The 16,068-nt window shown below is 57.4% G+C and carries 17 protein-coding genes; 9 read left to right on the forward strand and 8 right to left on the reverse strand.

Features of this window, described 5'->3' with window-relative positions:
• From ACOI8A_RS23545 to ACOI8A_RS23565, 5 genes are all read right to left on the reverse strand, one after another.
• Positions 1-1,089 (reverse strand): flagellar basal body P-ring protein FlgI, encoded by a 1,089-nt coding sequence (locus tag ACOI8A_RS23545; protein ID WP_420648096.1) that lies wholly within the window; start codon positions 1,087-1,089, stop codon positions 1-3.
• A 27-nt stretch (positions 1,090-1,116) separates the two neighbouring features.
• Positions 1,117-1,812 (reverse strand): flagellar basal body L-ring protein FlgH, encoded by a 696-nt coding sequence (gene flgH / locus ACOI8A_RS23550; RefSeq protein WP_402805901.1) that lies wholly within the window; start codon positions 1,810-1,812, stop codon positions 1,117-1,119.
• Between the two features lie 52 nt (positions 1,813-1,864).
• Positions 1,865-2,650 carry a flagellar basal-body rod protein FlgG gene (gene flgG / locus ACOI8A_RS23555; protein WP_420647942.1) on the reverse strand — a complete coding sequence of 262 codons (786 nt, stop codon included), beginning with the start codon at positions 2,648-2,650 and terminating at the stop codon, positions 1,865-1,867.
• A 45-nt stretch (positions 2,651-2,695) separates the two neighbouring features.
• Positions 2,696-3,436, reverse strand: a complete 741-nt coding sequence (locus ACOI8A_RS23560) for a flagellar basal body rod protein FlgF (RefSeq protein WP_420647941.1) — start codon at positions 3,434-3,436, stop codon at positions 2,696-2,698.
• A 356-nt stretch (positions 3,437-3,792) separates the two neighbouring features.
• Positions 3,793-5,355 carry a sigma-54-dependent transcriptional regulator gene (locus tag ACOI8A_RS23565; RefSeq protein WP_420647940.1) on the reverse strand — a complete coding sequence of 521 codons (1,563 nt, stop codon included), beginning with the start codon at positions 5,353-5,355 and terminating at the stop codon, positions 3,793-3,795.
• Between the two features lie 279 nt (positions 5,356-5,634).
• Here ACOI8A_RS23565 and phhA point away from each other — a divergent pair, with 279 nt between their 5' ends.
• The 7 genes from phhA (at position 5,635) to ACOI8A_RS23600 (ending at position 11,415) form a co-directional block, all read left to right on the forward strand.
• Complete coding sequence (gene phhA / locus ACOI8A_RS23570) at positions 5,635-6,426, forward strand: phenylalanine 4-monooxygenase (protein ID WP_420647939.1); 792 nt, start codon at positions 5,635-5,637, stop codon at positions 6,424-6,426.
• Positions 6,427-6,495: 69 nt separating this feature from the next.
• Complete coding sequence (locus ACOI8A_RS23575; RefSeq protein WP_003222798.1) at positions 6,496-6,852, forward strand: 4a-hydroxytetrahydrobiopterin dehydratase; 357 nt, start codon at positions 6,496-6,498, stop codon at positions 6,850-6,852.
• On the forward strand, positions 6,852-8,045 hold the full coding sequence (locus ACOI8A_RS23580) for an amino acid aminotransferase (protein WP_420647938.1): 1,194 nt from the start codon (positions 6,852-6,854) through the stop codon (positions 8,043-8,045). Before ACOI8A_RS23575 ends, ACOI8A_RS23580 begins: the two co-directional genes overlap by 1 nt.
• 559 nt (positions 8,046-8,604) lie before the next feature.
• Positions 8,605-8,988, forward strand: coding sequence for a DUF6124 family protein (locus ACOI8A_RS23585; RefSeq protein ID WP_420647937.1), 384 nt, complete (start codon positions 8,605-8,607; stop codon positions 8,986-8,988).
• 759 nt (positions 8,989-9,747) lie between these two features.
• A complete protein-coding gene (locus ACOI8A_RS23590; RefSeq protein ID WP_420647936.1) occupies positions 9,748-9,879 on the forward strand; it encodes a hypothetical protein in 132 nt (43 codons plus the stop codon).
• A gap of 73 nt (positions 9,880-9,952) precedes the next feature.
• Positions 9,953-10,132 carry a hypothetical protein gene (locus tag ACOI8A_RS23595; protein ID WP_420647935.1) on the forward strand — a complete coding sequence of 60 codons (180 nt, stop codon included), beginning with the start codon at positions 9,953-9,955 and terminating at the stop codon, positions 10,130-10,132.
• Positions 10,133-10,215: 83 nt separating this feature from the next.
• Positions 10,216-11,415 carry an MFS transporter gene (locus ACOI8A_RS23600; RefSeq protein ID WP_420647934.1) on the forward strand — a complete coding sequence of 400 codons (1,200 nt, stop codon included), beginning with the start codon at positions 10,216-10,218 and terminating at the stop codon, positions 11,413-11,415.
• On the opposite strand, the gene arfB is transcribed toward ACOI8A_RS23600, so the two are convergent.
• Positions 11,412-11,825: an alternative ribosome rescue aminoacyl-tRNA hydrolase ArfB gene (arfB, locus tag ACOI8A_RS23605; protein WP_420647933.1), complete on the reverse strand. Its 414-nt coding sequence runs from the start codon at positions 11,823-11,825 to the stop codon at positions 11,412-11,414. The genes ACOI8A_RS23600 and arfB overlap by 4 nt on opposite strands.
• A 165-nt stretch (positions 11,826-11,990) precedes the next feature.
• On the opposite strand from arfB, the gene queC reads away from it, so the two are divergent.
• The gene (gene queC, locus ACOI8A_RS23610) at positions 11,991-12,689 is read left to right on the forward strand and encodes a 7-cyano-7-deazaguanine synthase QueC (RefSeq protein ID WP_420647932.1); all 699 of its coding nucleotides are present in this window, start codon (positions 11,991-11,993) and stop codon (positions 12,687-12,689) included.
• A 62-nt stretch (positions 12,690-12,751) separates the two neighbouring features.
• Here the strand turns inward: queC and ACOI8A_RS23615 are convergent, their stop codons facing one another.
• A complete protein-coding gene (locus ACOI8A_RS23615) occupies positions 12,752-13,633 on the reverse strand; it encodes a queuosine precursor transporter (RefSeq protein WP_420647931.1) in 882 nt (293 codons plus the stop codon).
• On the reverse strand, positions 13,623-14,222 hold the full coding sequence (locus tag ACOI8A_RS23620; protein ID WP_420647930.1) for a helix-turn-helix transcriptional regulator: 600 nt from the start codon (positions 14,220-14,222) through the stop codon (positions 13,623-13,625). The genes ACOI8A_RS23615 and ACOI8A_RS23620 overlap by 11 nt, the downstream gene beginning before the upstream one ends.
• 437 nt (positions 14,223-14,659) lie before the next feature.
• Here ACOI8A_RS23620 and glyA point away from each other — a divergent pair, with 437 nt between their 5' ends.
• A complete protein-coding gene (gene glyA, locus ACOI8A_RS23625) occupies positions 14,660-16,009 on the forward strand; it encodes a serine hydroxymethyltransferase (RefSeq protein ID WP_420647929.1) in 1,350 nt (449 codons plus the stop codon).
• The last annotated feature ends 59 nt before the right edge of the window (positions 16,010-16,068 follow it).

Consider the following 16,068-nt stretch of genomic DNA (forward strand, 5'->3'; position numbering starts at 1 on the left):
TCAGATCACGATCAGGTCGGCTTGCAACGCGCCGGCCTGCTTCAGTGCTTCAAGAATCGCCATCAAGTCACCCGGTGCCGCGCCGACCTGGTTCACCGCCCGCACGATCTCGTCGAGGGTAGTGCCCGGGCCGAACTTGAACATCGGTTTGGCTTCCTGTTCGGCGTTCACACGCGAGCGCGGCACGACCGCCGTCTGGCCGTTGGACAACGGACCAGGCTGGCTGACAATCGGGTCTTCGGTGATGGTCACGGTCAGGCTGCCGTGGGTCACGGCGGCCGGCGAGACTTTCACGTTCTGGCCGATGACGATGGTGCCGGTGCGCGAATTGATGATGACTTTCGCCACCGCCTGACCCGGATCGACTTCGAGGTTTTCCAGGATCGACAAGTAGTCGACACGCTGGCTCGGATCGAGTGGCGCGGTCACGCGAATCGAACCGCCATCAATCGCTTGCGCGACGCCAGGGCCGAGCATGTCGTTGATCTTGTCGACGATGCGCTTGGCAGTGGTGAAGTCGGAACGGTTGAGGTTCAGCGTCAGGCTGTTGCCCTGATTGAAACCGCTCGGCACCGAACGCTCCACCGACGCACCGCCAGGGATGCGACCGGCCGACGGAACGTTGACGGTGATCTTCGAACCGTCACGTCCTTCCGCATCAAAACCGCCGACCACGAGGTTGCCCTGAGCCACGGCGTAGACATTGCCATCGATACCTTTGAGCGGGGTCAGCAACAACGTGCCGCCGCGCAGGCTCTTGGAGTTACCGATCGACGAAACGGTGATGTCGACTTGCTGACCGGGCTTGGCAAACGCCGGCAGATCAGCACTGATCGACACCGCTGCAACGTTCTTCAACTGCACGTTGCCCGACCCGGGCGGCACCTTGATGCCGAACTGCGAGAGCATGTTGTTGAAGGTCTGCAGGGTGAACGGGGTCTGCGTCGTCTGGTCACCGGTGCCGTTAAGCCCGACCACCAGGCCATAGCCGATCAATTGGTTGGAACGCACGCCGGAGATACTGGCGATGTCCTTCAACCGTTCGGCTTGTGCAGTGAATGCCACCGGCAACAACAGCGCGGCCAGCATCAGGCTTTTCAGATTCAACGTGGCCACCTAGAAAGGGAACAGCGGGCTGAGGAAGAAACGGTCGAACCAGCCTGGCTGACTCGTATCGGCAAACGCACCGGTACCCGAATAGGTGATGCGCGCATCGGCAACCCGGGTCGACGAAACGGTGTTGTCGGTGGCGATGTCATCGGCGCGAACCATACCGGCGATGCGCACCAGTTCGTCACCGGTGTTCAGCGTCAGCCACTTCTCGCCACGCACCGCGATGATGCCGTTGGGCAACACATCGGCAACGGTGACGGTGATCGAACCGGTCAGGCTGTTGCTCTGCCCCGACTTGGCATCGCCCTTGGTCGAGCGGTCGGCGCTGTAGCCGGCGTTCAGGCTGAGGTCGCCGCCACCAATCGGATTGTTGGTGGTCAGGCTGGAGCCGAACAACGAGCTCAGACCAACCGAGTTGTCACTGTTCTTGTCCATCTGCGAGTTGGCGTTCTTGCTCGCCTGCGTGCGCTCGTTCAGGGTGATGGTGATGATGTCACCGACCCGGAACGCCTTGCGGTCGCTGTACAGGTTCTGCTCGAAACCGGCCTGATAGATCGAGCCGTTATTGGCCGCAGCCGGCAACGGCGTGCGCGGCAGCACCGGAGCGTAGTAAGGGTCATTGGGCTTGGGCGTCGGAGCGACGCAGCCCGCGAGCGAGACCACCCCACTCAATGCCAGAACAGATACAAAGCGATTCATGACCCTACCTCACGGTGTTGCAGGCAGCCTCATGGCCACCCCAAAGACTTGATTACAGATTCTGCGTTACGAACGAGAGCATCTGGTCGGCGGTGGAAATCACCTTGGAGTTCATCTCGTAAGCGCGCTGAGTGGTGATCATGTTGACCATCTCTTCAACGGTGCTGACGTTGGACGTTTCCAGGGTGTTCTGCAGCGTGGTACCGAAACCCGCCAGACCCGGAGTGCCGACTTGCGGCGCGCCGGAAGCAGCGGTTTCCAGGAACAGGTTGTTGCCCACGGCTTGCAGACCGGCCGGGTTGATGAAGTCAGCGGTCTGCAGGTTGCCGATCACTTGCGAAGCGGCGTTGCCAGGCAAGGTCACGGAAACCGTGCCGTCATTGCCGACGGTGAAGGTTTGCGCGTCATTCGGGATAACGATCGCAGGCTCCAGAGCGAAACCGCTGGCGTTGACGATCTGGCCATTGGAATCGAGGTGGAACGTACCGTCACGGGTGTAGGACGTGGTGCCGTCCGGCTGCAGGATCTGGAAGAAACCGCGACCGTTGATGGCCATGTCCAGCGGCTGCTCAGTCGTTTGCAGGCTGCCGGCGGTGAAGTTTTTCTGGGTGCCGACGATGCGCACACCGGTACCCAATTGCAGACCCGTCGGCAGTTCGCTGTCTTGAGTCGACTGAGCGCCTGGCTGGCGTTTGATCTGGTACAGCAGGTCCTGGAATTCTGCGCGGTCACGTTTGAAACCCGTGGTCGACACGTTGGCCAGGTTGTTGGAAATGGTAGTCAGGTTGGTGTCCTGAGCGGACAGACCTGTTTTGGCAACCCATAGAGCCGGAAGCATTCGATTCTCCTCGTGCGCCTGTTTTACGGCGCGACGTTCTGATAATTAGCTGATCTGCAAGACCCGAGCCATGGCCTGGTCGTCGTCTTTGGCGGTGTTCATCATCTTGATGTGCAACTCGAACTGCTTGGCCAGGGCCAGCACCGAGGTCATCTCTTCGACGGCATTGACGTTGCTCGACTCAAGAAAACCCGAGACCAGTTTGACGTTGGCATCGGCCTGCGCCGGCTGGCCGTCCTTGGTGTAGATCGAGCCGTCGAGGCCTTTATTCATGTTCTTGATGTCCGGGTTGACCAGTTTGATCCGGTCGACTTCGGCCATCACGCGCGGGCCTTCACCCATCGCGCGAATACTGATGGTGCCGTCTTCACCGACTTCGATCTGCTGCTCGGGCGGCACGGCGATCGGACCGCCATTGCCCATCACCGGCATGCCGTTGCCGGCGCGCAACACCCCGAGGGCATCGACGTTGAGGCTGCCGGTGCGCACGTAGCTTTCGCCACCGCTCGGGTTCTGCACGGCGATCCAGCCGTTGCCGGTCACGGCCACGTCGAGGTCACGACCGGTCTGCACCAGCGAGCCAGGCGTGAAGTCAGTAGCGGGCCGCTCGCTCATGGCAAACGCACGCGCCGGAAAGCTGTCACCGAACACCGGCATCGAACGCGCCTGTTCCAGGTCGCGCTGAAAACCGTTGGTGGAGATGTTCGCCAGGTTGTTGGCATGCGCCTTTTGCGCCAGTGCGTTCTGGCTGGCGCCGGTCATTGCCACATAAAGGTACTTGTCCACACTCTTTCCTCTGCATGCCGGACGTTTGCCGCCCACCGCTGTACTGCTGAGCCTTAAGCAATTTGCAGACCAACTTTTTTCTGGCAGCACGAAGCCCGGCAAACAAAGGACTTGAAGGGTTTTAGGGGGAAAAGGGAAATGTATCGAAGTCGAAAAACCGGCGGTGGAATGCCGCTATGCGGCAATGCTGATCTCTGAGGTTGCTGAAGAACTTGTGGCGAGGGGATTTATCCCCGATGGGTGGCGAAGCCGCCCCGATACCGATGAACGCAATTCACTTGATACACCGCATTGGATGGCTTTGGGGCGGCTTCGCCACCCATCGGGGATAAATCCCCTCGCCACAGGGGTTCTTCTTAACTTCCGGAATCTTTGCCGACTTCATATTCGCGCAATTTGTTGGCAATCGTGGTGTGCGAGACGCCGAGTCGCTTGCCGAGTTGCCGACTGCTCGGATGCTCCGAATACAACCGCTCCAGCACCGCCTTCTCAAAGCGCCCGACAATTTCGTCCAGCCCGCCCTCAAGCGAAAAATCGCCAAGCGGCTGACGCACGCCGTAATCCGGCAGGCGAATATGCTCAGCCTTGACCGTGCCGCCGTCACACAGCGAAACCGCCTGAAACAGCACGTTCTCCAGTTGCCGCACATTGCCCGGCCAGTGGTAATGACTGAGCCGATCCATCGCCGCTGGCGCCAGTTTCGGCAGTGCGCAGCCGATCTGCCGACTGGCCTGATCGAGGAAGTGTTCAACCAGCGGTGTCAGCCCGTCGAGGCATTCACGCAGTGGCGGGATGTGCAGCGAAAGCACGTTCAAGCGATGGTACAAATCCTGACGAAACTCACCGCGCGCGCACAGTTCGGACAAGTCCACCTGCGTCGCGCAGATCACCCGCACATCCAGATACACCTCTTCATCACTGCCGACGCGACGGAAGCAACCGTCCTGCAAAAAGCGCAGCAATTTCACCTGCAGCCGCGGGCTCATTTCGCCGACGCCATCGAGAAACAACGTACCGCCCGCCGTCAGCTCCAGCAGCCCGAGCTTGCCTTCGGCGCGCGCACCTTCGAAGGCGCCGGGGCCGTAGCCGAACAGCTCGGTCTCGGCCATCGACTCCGGCAAACCCGCGCAGTTGAGCGCCATCAACGGCGACTGCCCGCGCGGACTCGCCAGGTGACAGGCGCGCGCCAGCAATTCTTTGCCGGTGCCGGTTTCGCCTTCTATCAATAGCGGCGCGTCCAGCGGTGCCATACGCCGAGCTTCGCGCACCACGGCGGCCATGACTTTGGAACTCTGGAAGATGCTGTCGAAGCCGCGCAGTTCCTGTTTGCGCACGTTGTAGATGCGCTCGCCGACCCGGTCCGCGCGATGCAACGTCAGCACCGCGCCGGCCATGGCTTCGCTGTCGTCGTGTTCGGATTGCAGCGGTGCGATGTCGGCGAGAAACACATCACCCTTGACCTTGACCCGCATGCCGTTGATCCGCGATTTGTTGGCGCGCACCAGTTCCGGCAAGTCGAAATCTTCGGCGTAACGCGACAGCGGAATTCCCGGAACCTCGTCGACGCGCACCCCGAGCAACTGCGCCGCCGCGCGGTTGGCCGCCACGATCGAGCCGCCCATATCGATCGACAGCACCGGAAACTCCAGCGCGCCGAGCAAGGCGTTCAATTCCATATGCCGACGTTCGCTGGGCATCAGCCCGACGCGCTTGACGCCAAACACCCCGGCAATCGCTTCGAACTTCGGGCGCAGCGCCTGGAACTGAATGTTGATCAGGTTCGGGCAATGCAGGTAGATCGCGTTGCCGTGCTCGCCACCAACTTCGCCACGCGCGACGTTGATCCCGTACTCCACCAGCAAGTTGAGAATGTCGCGCAGGATGCCGATGCGGTTCTGGCAGTGGACTTTGATACGCATATAGAAGGCCCGATACAGGTCAATGGGCGGGTTGGCGCGGATTTTTCTGCGCCGGTCGCAAGATAGTCGTCAAGATTATGTGACAGCCGAAGGCTTTTTCACACCCGGCAATCACCGCAAACACGACTTTGCGCACTATACGTAACGAAAACTTTACGAATGACGCTGAGTTTGCCCACGCCCACAGGTTTCAACCTGCTGCATCAACCCGCGCTCTCAGGTAATTCTGAATCCATCGCTGGACATAACAAGAACGAATTCCCCTAGCAGGAGAGCAGTATGAAGCAGACGCAATACGTGGCTCGCGAGCCCGATGCGCAAGGTTTTATCGACTACCCCGCCGAAGAACACGCGGTGTGGAACACGCTGATCACCCGCCAGTTGAAAGTGATCGAGGGTCGCGCGTGCCAGGAATACCTGGACGGTATCGAAAAACTCGGTCTGCCCCACGACCGCATTCCGCAACTCGGCGAGATCAATAAAGTCCTCGGCGAGACCACCGGCTGGCAGGTCGAACGCGTGCCTGCGCTGATTCCCTTCCAGACCTTCTTCGAATTGCTCGCCAGCAAACGCTTCCCGGTGGCCACGTTCATTCGTACCCGCGAAGAACTGGACTACCTGCAAGAGCCGGACATTTTCCACGAGATCTTTGGTCACTGCCCGCTGCTGACCAACCCGTGGTTCGCTGAATTCACCCACACCTACGGCAAGCTCGGCCTGCAAGCCAGCAAGGAAGAACGCGTGTACCTGGCGCGTCTGTACTGGATGACCATCGAGTTCGGTCTGGTCGACACGCCGCAAGGCCAGCGCATCTACGGCGGCGGCATTCTGTCCTCACCAAAAGAAACTGTGTACTCGCTGTCGGACGAACCTGAGCATCAGGTCTTCGATCCACTGGAAGCCATGCGTACGCCGTACCGCATCGACATCCTGCAACCGGTCTACTTTGTCCTGCCGAACCTCAAGCGCCTGTTCGACCTCGCCCACGAAGACATCATGGGTATGGTCAAGCAAGGTATGCAGATGGGTCTGCACGCGCCGAAATTTCCGCCAAAGCCGAAAGCGGCCTGAGCAGAACCCGCTCGCGACTTGCGTGCAAAGATAGTAATTTCCAACAAGAATCGAACTCAGGAATACACCATGTCCACTTTGAACCAAGCCCACTGCGAAGCCTGCCGCGCCGATGCGCCACAAGTCAGCGACGAAGAACTGCCGATCCTGATCAAGCAGATCCCTGACTGGAACATCGAAGTTCGCGACAGCATCATGCAGCTGGAAAAAGTTTTCCTGTTCAAGAACTTCAAACACGCGCTGGCCTTCACCAACGCAGTCGGCGAGATCTCCGAAGCCGAAGGTCACCACCCGGGCCTGCTCACCGAGTGGGGCAAAGTCACCGTGACCTGGTGGAGCCACTCGATCAAAGGCCTGCACCGCAACGACTTCATCATGGCCGCGCGCACTGACGAAGTGGCCAAGACCGCAGAAGGACGCAAGTAATGCACTTCGACGCCATTGGCCGGGTACCCGGCGATCCGATTCTCGGTTTGATGGAGGCTTATGCGCAGGATGCCAATCCGCGCAAATTCGACCTTGGCGTCGGCGTTTACAAAGATGCCCAAGGCCTGACGCCGATCCCCGAGGCGGTGAAAATCGCCGAGGCGCGTCTGGTCGAGAGCCAGAACACCAAGACCTACATCGGTGGCCACGGCAATCCGTTGTTCGGCAAAGTCATCAATGAGCTGGTGCTCGGCGCTGATTCGGCACTGATCGCCGAACAGCGTGCCGGCGCCACCCAGACACCGGGCGGCACCGGCGCCCTGCGCCTGGCCGCGGACTTCATCGCCCAGTGTCTGCCGGGCAAAGGCGTCTGGCTGAGCAACCCGACCTGGCCAATCCACGAAACGATTTTCGCGGCGGCCGGGGTCAAGGTCAGCCATTACCCATACGTGGGCAGCGACAATCGTCTCGACGTTGAAGCAATGCTCGAAGTGCTCAATCAAGTACCGAAGGGCGACGTGGTTCTGCTGCACGCCTGCTGCCACAACCCGACCGGTTTCGACCTCAGTCATGACGACTGGCGCCGCGTGCTGGACGTAGTGCGCAGCCGCGATCTGCTGCCGCTGATCGACTTCGCCTATCAGGGTTTTGGTGATGGTCTGGAGCAGGACGCGTGGTCAACCCGACTGTTCGCGGCCGAGCTGCCGGAACTGCTTATCACCAGTTCGTGCTCGAAGAACTTCGGCCTGTACCGCGACCGCACCGGTGCGCTGATCGTCTGCGCGAAAAGCGCCGACAAGCTCATCGACATCCGCAGCCAACTGGCCAACATCGCCCGCAACCTGTGGTCGACCCCGCCGGATCACGGCGCGGCAGTCGTCGCCACCATCCTCGCCGACCCCGAGCTGAAAAGCCGCTGGGCCGACGAAGTTGAAGCCATGCGCCTGCGCATCGCCCAACTGCGCAGCGGTCTGGTCGAAGCGCTGGAACCGCACGGCTTGCGCGAGAAGTTCGCACACATTGGCGTGCAACGCGGGATGTTCTCCTACACCGGTCTGTCGCCGGAACAGGTGAAACAACTGCGCGAGCATCACAGCGTGTACATGGTCAGCTCGGGCCGGGCGAACGTCGCCGGGATCGATGCAACCCGCCTCGACCTGCTGGCCGAAGCGATCGCCAACGTCTGCAAATAACCAAACACCGCAACACCCCTGTGAGAGCTAGCCTGCTAGCGATAGCGCAAAGTCAGTCGATGCATCATCGAATGACACACCGCCATCGCTAGCAGGCTAGCTAGCTCCCACAGTTGTTTGTGTTAGCTGTACCAACGAACCAATCGCTGATGTCGTCGCTCGATAGCGTCAGATCTTTCTTAAGTAATCCAAAGCATTTAAACGCAATCAACCATGGCTGTTTATCGACACGCCGTGATACGCCCAAAAGGCTACAAAACCTTGCGCCGTTGCCTACGGCTACGCCAGAATCCGCCGGCTTGTGCGTCCACGGCTCGCTGCGTAACTTGGTCCGTATCACTGATCCTCAGTGATCGGGTTTAGTAGCCTGCGGTAATTTGGCTGGACGTGCGCACCTCAGACGGATATCTCGATATCTGCTCTTGATGGTGGCTGTACGCAGGGCGCCTTCGGGCGCGCCGGCTTTTAGCTGAGTTCCCCGGTCTACTAACCTGCGTACAGCTGCCACCCCTTGCGTTTAGTAGCAAAAGGGCTGGCGCTCCATTCAGGAACACAGCTTATGCATAAGGTCACACCGAATCCGCCGGTCATTGAACCGGCATCAGTCACAGATCCAGCCTCCCCCTACGAATGCCCCGATTCGAAAACATTTAACAAGGCCGCCGAGCGAGCGCTCGCCTTTTACCTAGGCCCGCCCACCGCCAAAATCATGGCCGCGCCCTACTATCCCAATCGCCTCTACATGGCCAACCCGAAGTCCAGCAACGAATCCATGTTGGTCGACGCCAGCGAAACCCTGGGATCAGCCAACGTCATGCTCAATGACTTCGCCGCTTTGCTTGAAGGGACGCATCGCAAGACCTTGCTGGGGATCGCGCAGATCGTGATGCTGGGGGAATTGGCGGTCAATCAGGTGCTGGATAATCTGGTACCGACTGAGTAACTCCCTGTGGCGAGGATAAGTCCTCGCCACTTTCTACCTTCGACACCCCTGGATATCGCCTCGTAATTAGCGAGAAGTAGAAGTAAACACACCAGTGCTTTCTACTACGTATTCGTCCCAGTTAATAATCTCTTTCGGAAAATGTGAAGGAAAACTATCCGCCAAAACGGAAATACGGCGATTTTCAAGCATTTGCATAGAAGATGTTTCCACCCCTTTTTTTGAGAGTATGTGCGCAAGTTCCCACATCGGAAGGTTGTCGGGAACGTTCGAAAAAATTCTTGTCTCCACCGTGTTCACCTTTAATAAAAAGTCTGCGAGAACTTAATTGATCTCGCAGACATCATGCCTGCGATTCAGGCGCCTGAAACCTGACAGAAATGACAGTTTTTTAGTGAAAATTGCGCTATTCAGCTAAGCGTTCCGTTCGTTTCGGGCATAACCAATCAGATCGTGATGCTGGGGGAATTGGCGGTTAATCAGGTGCTGGATAATCTGGTACTCACCGAATATCCCTGTGGGAGCGTGGCTTGCCCGCGATGGCGGCGTATCAGGCGACATCAATGTATGGCGTGCCGACGCCATCGCTGGCAAGCCAGCTCCCACAGTGATTTGTGGGCTGCCTCCTTCCATGCGGCCATTTGTCGCAATAAATGGATATAAAACTTAGATTGTCATTTTTCCTGCTGTATCCTGCGCAGGCTTTCTGAAAGCGCGGATCTACCAGATCTATCAACAGACTTAGCGAGGAGCGCAACCATGCACGAGATTCCTAATCTCCCCTTCCCAAGCCTGCACGAACCTGAGCAGACGACCACGCAACAAGCCGGCGCAGCACAGGCCGAGCCGCAAGAAGCAGTTGAAAGCCGTCCGGCCGACAGCGACGAGTAAGCAATACCCGCCGTACAGACCGTGTGGAAAGCGCTAAGATGCGCTTTCCACACTGCCTGAAACCTGAGCCACCATGTCCAAAGAATTCGATGAACAGCAGGCCGCGACCCTGATCGGTGCCACCGAGAAGATGATCGAGATCTGGAGTCGCCTCTCGCCGGAGAAGCAAGCCGCCCTGCTCGCCCGTTTCGGCAGCGAAGAAAACGCCCTCGCCGCGTTGGTCACCACGCAATTGGTCGCCCCGGCCAAATAGTTTTACTTTTCCCCGCCCCACACACGCCCACGCCGGTATCATGAGCAGCCTATCTATTCTGCTCGTCCCGTGGATCGTTACCCATGTCGTTGTCTATGCCAGAACCCCAGCGCCCCCTGGCGGTTACGCTGCAAGTCGTTTCCATCGTCCTCTTCACGTTCATCGGCTACCTGAATATCGGCATTCCACTTGCCGTGCTACCCGGTTACGTCCACAGCGACTTGGGTTTTGGCGCGGTCATCGCCGGGCTGGTGATCAGCGTGCAATACCTTGCCACCCTGCTCAGCCGCCCGTATGCCGGCAAGATCATTGATAACAAGGGCAGCAAACTGGCGGTGATGTATGGCTTGGCCGGGTGCGGTCTGAGCGGTGTGTTCATGCTGATTTCGGCGTGGACGCAGAGCTTGCCGATGCTCAGCTTGATCAGCCTGTTGATTGGTCGCCTGGTGCTGGGCAGCGCGGAAAGTCTGGTCGGCTCGGGTTCGATCGGCTGGGGCATTGGCCGGGTCGGCGCGGCAAACACCGCCAAGGTGATTTCGTGGAACGGCATTGCCAGTTACGGCGCCATCGCCATTGGTGCGCCACTGGGCGCACAGTTGGTCAGAGAGTTGGGCTTGTGGAGCATGGGCGTGAGCATCGTGCTGCTGTCGGTGCTCGGCCTGTTGCTGGCGTGGCCGAAAATTGCTGCGCCGATCGTGGTCGGCGAGCGCTTGCCGTTCATGCATGTGCTGGGCCGAGTGTTTCCGCACGGTTGCGGTCTGGCGCTGGGATCGATTGGTTTCGGCACCATCGCGACCTTCATCACGCTGTATTACGCGACGCAACATTGGGAAAACGCGGTGTTGTGCCTGAGCCTGTTCGGTGCCAGTTTCATTGGCGCGCGGCTGCTGTTTGGCAACCTGATCAACCGACTTGGCGGGTTTCGCGTGGCGATTGCCTGTCTGTCGGTGGAAACCCTGGGCCTGCTCCTGCTGTGGCTTGCGCCGGACGCGCATTGGGCATTGGCCGGTGCGGCGTTGAGCGGGTTCGGTTTCTCGCTGGTGTTCCCGGCGCTCGGGGTGGAAGCGGTGAACCTGGTGCCGGCCTCCAGCCGTGGTGCGGCGGTCGGGGCTTATTCGCTGTTCATCGATTTGTCGCTGGGCATCACCGGGCCGCTGGCCGGGGCGATTGCGGCGGGCTTCGGCTTTGCTTCGATCTTTCTGTTTGCCGCCCTCGCTGCCCTAAGCGGTCTGGGCTTGAGCATCTATCTGTACCGGCACACCGCCAAGTACCGCGGAGACTAGAAATCCACCTTGCCGCGCCCGGCCTTGATGCTGCCGCGCTTGGTTTTCGATTCGAGCCGACGCTTCTTCGAACCGAGAGTCGGCTTGGTCGGGCGGCGTTTCTTTTCGACTTTGGTGGCGCTTAGAATCAGCTCGGTCAGGCGCTCCAGCGCATCGGCGCGGTTAGCTTCCTGCGTACGGTATTGCTGAGCCTTGATGATCAACACGCCATCGCTGGTGATGCGACTGTCGCGCAACGCGAGCAGACGCTCCTTGTAGAACTCCGGCAAGGACGAAGCAGGAATGTCGAAGCGCAGGTGCATGGCACTCGAGACCTTGTTGACGTTCTGTCCACCCGCGCCTTGCGCACGAATGGCGGTCAACTCGATCTCGGCATCCGGCAGATGCACAGTGTTGGAAATCTTCAGCATTGCATTCTCATCGTGAAACCTGACGTCTCGTTACATCCCTGAAGCTGCTCGTGGGCACGGCTTCAAGGGCATTTCCAATTTCTGACCGGCCACTATACACAGATGAAGTATCATCCCCGCCCATACAACCTTGGCACTAACTATCCCAATGCAGGAAGCATAAGCATGACCAGCAAAGCAGTTATCGTTTTCAGTGGCGGACAGGACTCCACAACCTGCCTGATTCACGCCCTCGCCCACTACGATGAAATTCACTGCATCACCTTCGACTATGGTCAGCGCCATCGCGCGGAAATTGAAGTTGCCCAGCACCTTGCGAAGAAGCTCGGCGTGGTCGTGCATAAAGTGCTCGATGCTTCTTTGTTGAATGAGCTGGCGATCAGCAGCCTGACACGCGACAACATTCCGGTGCCGACCGTGAACAGCTCCGGTGAAAGTATTCCGAGTACCTTCGTGCCGGGCAGAAACATCCTGTTTTTGACCCTGGCTTCGATTTATGCGTATCAAGTTCAAGCGAAAACAGTCATCACCGGTGTTTGCGAGACTGACTTCTCTGGCTATCCAGACTGTCGAGATGAGTTCGTCAAGGCTTTGAACAAAGCCATTGAGCTAGGCATGGATTACCCATTGAAGCTGGAAACGCCGCTGATGTGGCTGAACAAGGCAGAAACCTGGGCCTTGGCCGATTACCACAATCAACTGGATTTGATTCGCGAACAAACACTGACTTGCTATAACGGCATTATGGGCAGCGGATGTGCCGATTGCGATGCTTGCAATCTTCGCGCGAAAGGACTGAACGAGTTCTTGAATAACAAATCGCAAGTTACACAGAGCTTGAAAGCCAAGCTTAAACTTTCGTAAAACACAAAATCGCTCACTCAGACATGCACACAATGGCATGCCAAGTGAGCGCCAGCCTTGGCTTATCGAGTCTGGACTGCGCCTGTCAAATATTTCTTGAACAATGACCTTGCCCCGTATGCAGGCAAGACGTTAAAGAACGCAAAGCAGACTTTAATCGCAATCTGAACGTAGATCATGCTGAGGATCGCACTGTTCTCCATAACGCCATAAAACGCGATATAGCAGAACAGAAAACTGTCGATGATTACCGCAAACAACGTACTCAAAAACACCCGCAGGAACAGAAACTTCGAGTTGGTGAGTTCTTTGATTTTGCACAACAACCAAGAATTTATGTTTTCAGACACCAGAAACGAAATAGAAGATGCAACCAGCACTGAAGACAACTGGCTGATGACATCATTGTAAGGCCCATCGAGTTTCCAGCCTGGCAAGCCAGGAAGATGAGTGGTAATGGCCAACAGAATAATAATGGCCGCATTGCTGATGAAGGCAAAAAGTATCGCCTTGCGCGCCAGTCTCAGGCCAAACGTCTCATTCAGCAAATCAACGATCAGAAACGTCAGGGGATACAGGAATGTCCCCGGTGTCACGACGACATCGAAGTATTCCAGATAAATTGGCTTGGTCGCGGCAATACTGGTGAAGATATAGAGTGTGAACAGCATCAGGTTCAGAATGATGTAAATCATCCATGAACTCTCATGACGGTCGTTCATTTCGTAGGCGGTGAGCGCCCCGCCCTGGGAGTAGAACTTCTTGTACAGGTTTTTCACTTCGATTTTATTCAGATTATCCATAATCTCACTATTCAACACTTCGCTCAGTTTTATTTTAATGATTTTGCCCGTCGCGATAATCATGATCACGGCCAGGCTTTTTTCGTTTTCAAATCCCAATAGCTTGTATTTGCTGTTTTCCATTTCAACACTACAGCCCATTAAATCGTTCCTCGATTATGTCTCCGACAACACAAAAACGATCCGCAACAACGCCGACCTCTTTGGTTATAAGCAGCTTTTTGGTGATGTGGTCATACACCAGCTTTTCCCTGTCGCTGGTTGACGAACCTTTTTGCACTATCAATAAATCGCTCGACTCATTCTTGCCGCTGATTTCGTTTTCCAACAGCACACCGATCAAATTGAAGGATGTTCCGAAATAGTAGGTCAATGGGAAAATGGTCGCCAGCTCACCAATTCGCTTATTCAGATTCTGTAGAACCAGACTCTCTTTCAGAATAGGCACTGCGGCGGGGTTCATATTGCCCTGCGGTGAAATACTGCTGTCTATTATTTCCTTCTCTTGAAAATCGATAGTTTCTATTTCTTCATAAGAAACGCCGAAAAAATCAGAAATCTTACGCACCGTGGACTGCTGTACGTTTACCACCTTGCCTTCGAGAATGTTATAGATGGTAGTTCTGGTCAGGCCACTGGAGTTGCACAAGGACAGTTGAGTTTCACCGCGACTTTTTATCAAGTACTTGATGTTGTTCTTGAGATTCTCCGATCTTTCTTTTCTGTGCATGAAATGCTTACCCGTCCTTTTTATCCGCAATCAAGGATACGCCCTGAATACTCACTCAGTACTCACAAGCGAAGTACTTGATTACGGCTTTCTCCGTATGAAAGCCGCGAGCGATCATAGCATCGCTCCATTCCTTGAGCCCGGCACACGCAGTTTTACACCTAACCCCCATGCAAAAAGAATCATTTTCTTTGAATAATGTTCATTTTTCTGATTAATTCGGTGGCATTCCTGACTGAAAAATCTATGATGCACCCAGCCGTCCTGCGCTCAAAGCATCGTGCTCAGGTATGAAACGCTGGCTGCCGGTACAGACGTTAGTTGGGCGCGCATGGGCGCCACAACACGGATCGTCTGCATCGGAGGTACACCACGCAAGCTCAGGAAAGTCGCGCTGTTGTTCGCAGCGCGCAACACACAGGGAAGGTAAACAGACGATGGCAGTCATGACTGAACAGCCTGCGAGCCAGGTAGATTTGCTGCGCCGTGGCCTGGCGGATCTTCGTGCAGAAGATGCCGAACTGGCGCAGATCCTCGACGCTGAAATCACGCGTCAACACCGCACGCTGTCGCTGATCTCCTCCTCCAGCGCAGTCAAGCCGCGCACTTTGGTGGCATCCGCTTCGACGCTGGTCAACGTAACCGCTGAAGGCATGCTCGGCCGACGCGGTCACACCGGTTGCGAAAACGCCGATCGGGTTGAGTCGCTGGCCGTGCGCAGAGCGCGCGAATTGTTCGGCGCCCAATACGCAAACGTGCAATCGCATTCGGCGTCGAACGCCAATTACCAAGTGCTGACGGCCCTGCTTGAGCCTGGCGATACTCTGTTGGGAATGGCCGTCGAACATGGCGGGCACCTCACCCATGGCTGCCCGACTGCATTCTCCAGCGACTACTACAAGGCCATCCAGTACGGCACGACTGCGCAAGGCCTGATCGATTACGACGAGGTGCGCACGCTGGCGCTGGCGCATCGCCCGCGCATCATCATGTGCGGCGCAACGGCTTACTCGCGTGTGGTGGATTTCCAGCGTTTTCGCGAAATTGCCGATGAAGCCGGCTCGCTCCTGCTGGCTGACATTTCGCACATCGCCGGACTGGTTGCCACCGGGCGCCATCCGAATCCGATCGACGTTGCGCACGTCACCACCACTTGCACTCACAAGCAACTCGCCGGCCCGCGTGGTGGCTTGATTCTGTCCGGCCGAGACGCGAACACCAAAGTCCCCGGCCTGCGGATCACCTTCAGCCGTGCGCTTGAGCAAGCCGTATATCCGGGCATGCAGGGCGCGCCGGCAGTGAACATGATCGCGGCCAAAGCGGCGGCACTGGGCTACGCGATGTCTGCCGAATTCGACGCTGACATGGCGCGCATCCGCGCCACGGCAGAGGCGATGTCCAGCGCGTTTCAGGCGCATGACTACGAGGTCATCGGCGGCGGCAGTGACAACCATACGATTCTGCTGCGCCTGCGTGGCGGCATCACCGGCTGCATGGCGCAATCGGCGCTGGATCAGTGCGGGATCATCGTCAACCGCCATCGCGTACCCGGCGAAACCCGAGCGTCCCACATCACTAGCGGCTTGCGCATCGGCACTGGCTGCATGGCGCAGCGTCACATCGATGCCCAAGGCTGCCGCGAAGTCGTCGAGCTGATCTGCCGGATTCTCGACAACCTCACGCCACTCGGCGAGCAGGATTACACGCTGCAACCTGCACTGCGTGAGCAATTGCGCCTACAGACTGAAGCGCTGTGCATGCGCTATCCCATCGCAGATTACGCATAACCCGTCTTGCGCAGACAAAAAACCCGGCGCTTGGCCGGGTTAGTTGTTTGTGCGTCAGC

It is taken from the genome of Pseudomonas sp. P4795 (assembly GCF_048822895.1).
Taxonomy (GTDB): domain Bacteria; phylum Pseudomonadota; class Gammaproteobacteria; order Pseudomonadales; family Pseudomonadaceae; genus Aquipseudomonas.